We start from the raw sequence: 7518 nt of genomic DNA on the forward strand, positions 1-7518 counted from the left end.
GCGGCGCGCTGCACCGCGTCCGGGGAACGAGTGGCCGCGCCGCGCGAAAGAGAAGGGACTATGCCTCGCCAGGCATCGTCCCGGCCAGCGCCGTTTCCAGCCGCGCCAGTTCGGTGGTAATATCGCTGGTGACATCCTCGGTGCGCATGGCGATCACGCGGTAACCGCGCTCCTCGAGCCAGGCGGTGCGCGCCGCGCGGTCGGTGACGATGATGTCGGTCTCGTCGGCATTGACCAGCTCGATCGCCGCGCGCCGCGGAAACGAAACGAAATCCGGGATGTGGCGGCCGACCGGGGTCTGGCGCTTGAAGGTGCCGGCAAAGCGGCGGTCAGTGCGCAGCGCCTCCCACAGCAGCCGCTCGGCGTCGGTCGGATTGCGGCGCAACAGCCGCGCCAGCCCGCGCACGGTGCCGCTCTCATGCGGCAAGGCGCCCTGGCCGTGTTCGGCCAGCAGCGCGCGCAGCCGTGTCGCCTGTTCGCCGTCGAGCACGCCGCCCTTGGCCGGGCCTTTTCGCCCTTCGGCGATCGCCATCACCACGCCGTGCAGCGTGTGCATGTCCTGCTTGCTCGGCTCCATCCTAGAGAAGATGTTGCGCAGATTGACCAGCATGGTCTCGCGCTTTTCCACCGGCCGCAGGAATTCGACCTTGTCGAGCTCGCGCACCAGATTGTCGAAGAACGCCTGCATCTGGTGCTGCGCGGCGGGCTCGGAACGCTCCGGCATCGCATAGGGCAGCGCGTTGGCGGTCGCCTGCTTGAAATATTCATAGCCGCACAAAAGCACGGCCTGCGCCAGATTGAGCGAGGCGAAGGCCGGGTTGACCGGGAAGGTGATGATGCGGTTGGCCAGCGCCACCTCCTCGTTCAGGAGGCCGTAGCGCTCGCGGCCGAACATGATGCCGGCGGTGGCCCCGGTGGCGACATGGGCGATGGTCTCGGCCGCCGCGGCTTCCGGCGCCACGACCGGCTTGGCCTGGTCATGGGCGCGGGCGGTGGTGGCGAACAGCAGCGTGCAATCGGCGACCGCCGCCTCCACGGTGTCGAACAGCTCGACGCGGTCGAGGATGTGGTCGGCGCCGGACGCCGCGCGGCGGGCATGGACATTGGGCCAGCCATCGCGCGGCTTGACCAGCCGCAGCCGGGTCAGCCCGAAATTGCCCATGGCGCGGGCGCACATGCCGATGTTCTCGCCGAGCTGCGGTTCGACCAGCACGACGACCGGTCCCGCAAGCTCCAGCTTCGACTTGCTGCTGTCTGTTCCCGATCCCGACATCTTGCTGTTTGCGCTCCAACGCCAAACGCCCATCCAAAAGGCGAGGTCGGCACGGTCTAAGCACAGTCGGGCGAAATGTTGCAATCCCGTGTAGGCCCATGTACCCCGAACGCATGTCGGGAACGACGAAACGTTCTGACATCACCTCACCTGGGGCCCCCATGACTGTCGCCGCGTCAGACCGGTTGCATACCGGCGGATGGTTTTCGGACCGAGCCGTCGCGGTGACGGGAATCGCAGTTTTTGCCGTCGTCACGGCGCTCTACCTGATCCTGCCGTTCTGGAGCCTCGGTCTTCACATTCCCCTCAATCCCAACGAGGGATGGAACGCGCTGCAAAGCGAACGGGCGCTGGGCCCGGGCGCGCTATACCCGGACGGCGACGCGTTCTTCTTCAATAACTATCCGCCATTATCCTTCTATATCGTCGGATTGTTCGGCCAAGCCATCGGCGACAACATCTTGGCTGGCCGGATTCTCTCGCTGATCGCAACCTTCGTCATTGCCGGCAACATCGTCTGGATCGTCCGCAATCTCGGCGGTTCCAGTCGCTATGCGATCTTTGCCGGGCTGCTGTTTCTCGGCATCCTCAGCAAGAGCTACACGCTCTATGTCGGTGTCGACGATCCTCAGTTGCTCGCCCACGCGGTGATGTCCGCGGGCTTCGCGGTTTTCACCGGCAGCCGGCCTGGACGCGGCCGGCTCGCAGCCGCCGCAGCTCTGATGGTCACGGCCGGCATGATCAAGCACAACATTTTCGCCATGCCGCTCGCCGCGACGACCTGGCTGCTGGTGAACGACCGCAGGGCCGCGGAGCGATGGGTCATCTACGCCGCGACCTGCCTGGTAGCCGCGTTTGCGCTGTGCTGGCTGTCCTATGGCGCTGCATTCTTCGACCAGCTTGGTTCGCCCCGCAGCTACAGTCTCTATCGCGTGGTAACGCTGCTCGGCTGGATTCAGGGCTTCATCATTCCCCTGGTGGTCTGGGCAATCTTCGCGGCCCGCGTTCAGAGTGATTCCCGCGTCAGCCTTGTCAATCACCTGCTGGCCGCCGGTGCCATCGCCTTTGCCGTAACCCGCACCGGCGAAGGCGTCAGCGTCAACTCCTTCTTTGATTGGATCATCGGTGCTTCGATTGCGACCGGCCTCGTACTGTCGCGGCTTGCCGAAATGCCCAATATCGAACGCTACGGCGTTGTACGCATGCGCGCGGTCATCGTCGGTTTACTTTGTCTGCGGCTGATCGTGCTGCCGCAGAACGAGCTCGTGAAGATCGTGTTGGGCACCGAGCTCGCGGCATCGACGCGGGCACAGGACCACAACGCACTGCTGGACATCGCGCTGATGCGCCAGTTAGCCGGGCCCGCGATCTGCGAAGAATTGACCCTGTGCTACTGGTCGGGACACCCGTCAGCCTATGACGAGTTCAATGCAGGCCAGGCCTTCAAGACCCGAGCCCGTGACATCAACGTGCTGCGGCAGCAGATCACGGCTGGCCGGTATCGGCTGATCCAGCTCGCTCACAACTCGCCCTTGCTCGATGCCACCCGCGCCGCCGGTCTCGTGGAACGGACCCGCCCCGGCGGCCAGCTTATTTTTGCCGGCGAAGCCAAGGCATTCGGCGCGGACGCTGCGTCGCCCCCCGCCCTGCGCTGATCGGCGCTCATCCTTTTTGGAGGGCTCTGCGCAATTCAAAGGATTATACTTCGCTCAGCTTAGACGAAGTCTCGGAGCTTTGATCCGCGAACCGCCACGGCTCCCGCCGCGACCAACCACAATGACCTGCTCGCCGCCACTTCCGCACACGCCTCCCCCCGCCCGCGCGTCCCTGACCGGGCGACAGCGCGCCGCGCAATTGGCCGCGCTCGACCCCGCGCAGGCGCTGGCCGCGGCGCGCGGCTGTCCCGACGCCTGGTACCGCGTTCAGGCGCTGGCCTCGGTCGCCGTCCATGCCGCGGCGCCCGAGGCGCTGGCCATCCTCGACGAGGCGGCACGCGAATCTCGGTCCTGCCCCGATGTCTATGGCACCGTGGCGGTGATGGCCTGGCCGATCGCGGTCGCGCTGCGGCTTGGATGTTTCCCCTTCGCGGACCGCGAACTGGCGCGGGTGCTGGCGCTGGCGCCCTCGGTCGAGCCGGCGGCGTCGCGCGCTTTCGCGCTGCAGACGCTGTGGAGCGGCTGCTTCGCCGCGGCACCGCGCCATGCCGGACCGGTGTGGGCGACGATCCAGGCCTGCTGCCCGCCCGACCGCCACTGGCGCGCCGCGCGGCTGTACCGGCATGTCGCCGAGCGAAGCGAGGCGCATCAGTCCGGTGCCGCCGCCAGGGTGCTGCGTGCGATGCCCGAGGGCCCGGCGCGTCGCAAGCTCGCCCGCCGGCTGGGCCTTGCGTGATTCGTGAGAATTGAAACGGACCCCTGTTGTCCCGGCCGCGGTGCGGCACCCTTGTGCCGCTCCGCGGTGCCGGGACCTTACCGAACACAGGCGTTTTGGGCGGTCCCGGCGCCGCGCTGCACGACGCCTCCTTCCGGAGGCGCCATGCGCCGCGTCCGGGACAAGGCCACATCGATCAGAATTCGACTCTGACGGGTCTCAGCAAAATCTCGGCGGCGTTCAAAATCCTTAACAAAATTAAGGAATTGCACGCGAAAGCCGAGATTTTGCTGAGGCCGCGCGGCAAGGCTGCGACAACTTTGCTTTCGATCGGCATTGCAGTACCAGTGGCGGCACAATGGAGCAAAACCGGGTCCGCTGAACCCGGCACGGGGGAACCGACGATGCGCGCACGATGGACACTGGCAATCGCAGGGGCGGTGCTGATGCTGGCCGGCTCATGGCTGGCGCATCTGACCCAGACCGCGGGCGGCATCAAGGTCACGGATATCCGCTTCACCGGCGCCAAGGGCAATAGCATGAGCGCCCTGCTCTATACGCCGCCGAATGCCACCGCGCAGACCCCGGCGCCCGGCATCCTCGCCGTGCTCGGCTACATCAATTCGCGCGAAACCCAGGACGGTTTCGCGATCGAATTCGCCCGCCGCGGCTATGTGGTGCTGGCGCTCGACCAGACCGGCCACGGCTATAGCGACGGCCCGGCCTTCGCCAATGGCTTTGGCGGCCCCGACGGCCTCGCGCATCTGCGCAGCCTCGCCATCGTCGACAAGGCCAATATCGGCCTCGAAGGCCATTCGATGGGGGGCTGGACCATCCTGTCGGCGGCGACCGCCATGCCCAACGACTACAAGGCCATGGTGCTGGAAGGCTCCTCCACCGGCAAGCCGTTCGCCGCCGATGGCACGCCGAGCTGGCCGCGCAACCTCGCTTTGGTGTTCGCGCAATATGAAGAATTCTCCACCCTGATGTGGGGCGTGCCGAAGGCACGCGACGTCGTCAACAGCCCGAAATTGTGGGCGCTGTTCGGCGCCGGCGCGGCGGTCGAGCCCGGCCGTGTCTATGGCGACATCGCGCAAGGCACCGCGCGGGTGCTGTACACGCCGGCGATGACGCATCCCGCCGAGCACATCTCGCATGAGGCGATCGGTTACGCGCTCGACTGGTTCGGCAAGACCCTGAGCGGCGGCACGCCATTGCCGGCGTCGGACCAGATCTGGTTTCGCAAGGAAATCGGCACCGGCCTCGCGCTGCTCGGCTTCGTCGCCTTTCTGATCGGCATGTTCGACGCCCTGCTGGAAGCCCGGATGTTCTCGCGGCTGATCCTGCCCGTGCCGGTCGACGGCACGATGCCGGCGGACGCGCCCGTCAATCGCGGCCGCTGGCTCGGCGCGCTGGGGCTGTCGGCGCTGATCCCGGCGATCACCTATTATCCGGCGTTCGCGCTGGCCGGCGCCTATGTGAAGCCGCAGGCCTGGCTGCCGCAGGGCATCACCAACCAGATCGTGGTCTGGGCGCTGATCAATGCCGTGATCGCACTGGCGCTGATGGCGTTCGCGCCGAAACGCGCCCGCCGCCGCGGCCTTGTCGGGCTGTCGGTGGCCATCGCTATCGCCACCATCGCCTGCGGCTATCTGGCGCTGTTTCTGGCCGATCTGGTGTTCAAGGTCGACTTCCGGTTCTGGATCGTGGCGCTGAAGCTGTTGAGCGGCAAGCAGGCTGTCATGGCGCTGATCTATCTGGCGCCGCTGACGGCGTTCTTCGTGATCGCGCTGCATGTCATGCACCGCAACTTCTCGACGCTGTCGGCCAGCCGGCCGGCGGTCTATCTGACCAATATCGCGGCGCTGGCCGGCGGCTTCGTGATGCTGCTCGGCCTGCAATATGGCGCGCTGTGGCTCACCGGCCAGCTGATCGACCCGGCGCCGGCGGTGATCACCGGGATGGCGCTGAACACCATCGTGGCGATCCAGTTCATCCCCGTGATGGCCATTGTCGCGGTGATTGCCACCTTCACCTGGCGGCGCACCGGCTCCAGCCTGCCCGGCGCGCTGATCTGCGCGCTGCTGGTGACGTGGTACGTGGTCGCCGGGACGGCGACCCAGGCCGCGTTCTGAGCCAAATTTGGGCGGCAGCTGCCTGGCCGCTCGGCTTCCGCCGCGGCCAGCGCAATGCTATAGCCCCCTGACCATCACCCTGCCCTCCCGCAACGCGTCAAAGGCCCGATCTAAATGGCAAAAATCAAGGTAACCAACCCCGTCGTCGAACTCGACGGCGACGAGATGACCCGCATCATCTGGCAGTACATCAAGGACAAGCTGATCAACCCCTTCCTTGACATCGACCTGCAATATTACGACCTCGGGATGGAATACCGCGACAAGACCGACGATCAGGTCACCATCGACGCCGCCAACGCGATCAAGAAATATGGCGTCGGCGTCAAATGCGCCACCATCACCCCGGACGAAGCCCGGGTGAAGGAATTCGGCCTCAAGCAGATGTGGAAGTCGCCGAACGGCACCATCCGCAACATTCTCGGCGGTGTGATCTTCCGCGAGCCGATCATCTGCAGCAACGTGCCGCGCCTGGTGCCCGGCTGGACCAAGCCGATCATCATCGGCCGTCACGCCTATGGTGACCAGTACCGCGCCACCGATTTCCGGTTCCCCGGCAAGGGCACGCTGACCATGAAGTTCGTCGGCGACGACGGCGCCGTGATCGAGCGTGAAGTGTTCCAGTCGAACGGCGCCGGCATCGCGCTGGCGATGTATAATCTCGACGATTCGATCCGCGACTTCGCCCGCGCGTCGCTGAATTACGGCCTGTCGCGCGGCGTTCCGGTCTATCTGTCGACCAAGAACACCATCCTCAAGGTCTATGACGGCCGCTTCAAGGACATCTTCGAGGAGATCTTCGAAGCCGAGTTCAAGGACAAGTTCGCCGCCGCCAAGATCACCTATGAGCATCGCCTGATCGACGACATGGTGGCCGCCGCCATGAAGTGGTCCGGTGGCTATGTCTGGGCCTGCAAGAACTATGATGGCGACGTGCAGTCCGACACCGTGGCGCAGGGCTACGGTTCGCTCGGCCTGATGACCTCGGTGCTGCTGACGCCGGACGGTTCGGTGGTGGAAGCCGAAGCCGCGCACGGCACCGTGACCCGGCACTACCGCGAGCACCAGAAGGGCAAGGAGACGTCGACCAACTCGATCGCGTCGATCTTCGCCTGGACCCAGGGCCTCGCGCATCGCGCCAAGCTCGACAACAACCCCGAACTGGCCAAGTTCGCCAAGTCGCTGGAAAAGGTCTGCGTCGACACCGTCGAGGCCGGCTACATGACCAAGGATCTGGCACTGCTGGTCGGCGCCGACCAGCGCTGGCTCTCGACCACCGGCTTCCTCGACAAGGTCGCGGAAAACCTGACCAAGGTGATGGCGCCCGCCGCGTAAGTTTCGGCACCCGCCAACGATACGGCCAGAAGTCCGGGCTGCCTCACGGCACCCGGACTTTTTGTTACAAGGGCACTTCACCTCACGCCGTCATTGCGAGGAGCCCTTGCGACGAAGCAATCCAGTTCTTGCAGAGTTTGCGACCTCTGGATTGCCGCGTCGCGGAGCCTATCATCGGCCGGCGAAGCCGGACCCGTTGGCTCCTCGCAATGACGGCTTCTAGCCGCTGGATAATCCCCATGACCGCGCCACCCAATCCGACCGACGGCACCCATGATTCCCTGCTCTGGCTGGAGGAAATCGAGGGGGAGCGCGCCGTGGCCTGGGTCGAGGCACAGAATGCGCGCACCGACGCGGCGCTGTGCGACGACGCCTACCGCGCCGATTACGCCGCGGTGCTGAAAA

Annotated in this window: 5 protein-coding genes; 4 read left to right on the forward strand and 1 reads right to left on the reverse strand. The window is 65.7% G+C overall.

What is annotated here, in order from left to right; all coding sequences use genetic code 11:
• Window positions 1–58: 58 nt before the first annotated feature.
• Window positions 59–1273, reverse strand: a complete 1215-nt coding sequence (locus tag Q0S16_RS26345; protein ID WP_295855552.1) for a TrmJ/YjtD family RNA methyltransferase — start codon at window positions 1271–1273, stop codon at window positions 59–61.
• Between the two features lie 98 nt (window positions 1274–1371).
• On the opposite strand from Q0S16_RS26345, the gene Q0S16_RS26350 reads away from it, so the two are divergent.
• The 4 genes from Q0S16_RS26350 (at window position 1372) to Q0S16_RS26365 (ending at window position 7113) form a co-directional block, all read left to right on the forward strand.
• Window positions 1372–2928, forward strand: coding sequence for a glycosyltransferase family 39 protein (locus Q0S16_RS26350; protein WP_295855554.1), 1557 nt, complete (start codon window positions 1372–1374; stop codon window positions 2926–2928).
• 121 nt (window positions 2929–3049) lie between these two features.
• Window positions 3050–3664: a hypothetical protein gene (locus Q0S16_RS26355; RefSeq protein ID WP_295855556.1), complete on the forward strand. Its 615-nt coding sequence runs from the start codon at window positions 3050–3052 to the stop codon at window positions 3662–3664.
• A 383-nt stretch (window positions 3665–4047) separates the two neighbouring features.
• Window positions 4048–5778 (forward strand): alpha/beta fold hydrolase, encoded by a 1731-nt coding sequence (locus Q0S16_RS26360; RefSeq protein WP_295855559.1) that lies wholly within the window; start codon window positions 4048–4050, stop codon window positions 5776–5778.
• Window positions 5779–5892: 114 nt separating this feature from the next.
• Complete coding sequence (locus tag Q0S16_RS26365) at window positions 5893–7113, forward strand: NADP-dependent isocitrate dehydrogenase (RefSeq protein ID WP_295855562.1); 1221 nt, start codon at window positions 5893–5895, stop codon at window positions 7111–7113.
• Window positions 7114–7518 lie beyond the last annotated feature (405 nt).

The sequence above is a fragment of the Tardiphaga sp. genome (assembly GCF_025356345.1).
Lineage (GTDB): Bacteria > Pseudomonadota > Alphaproteobacteria > Rhizobiales > Xanthobacteraceae > Tardiphaga.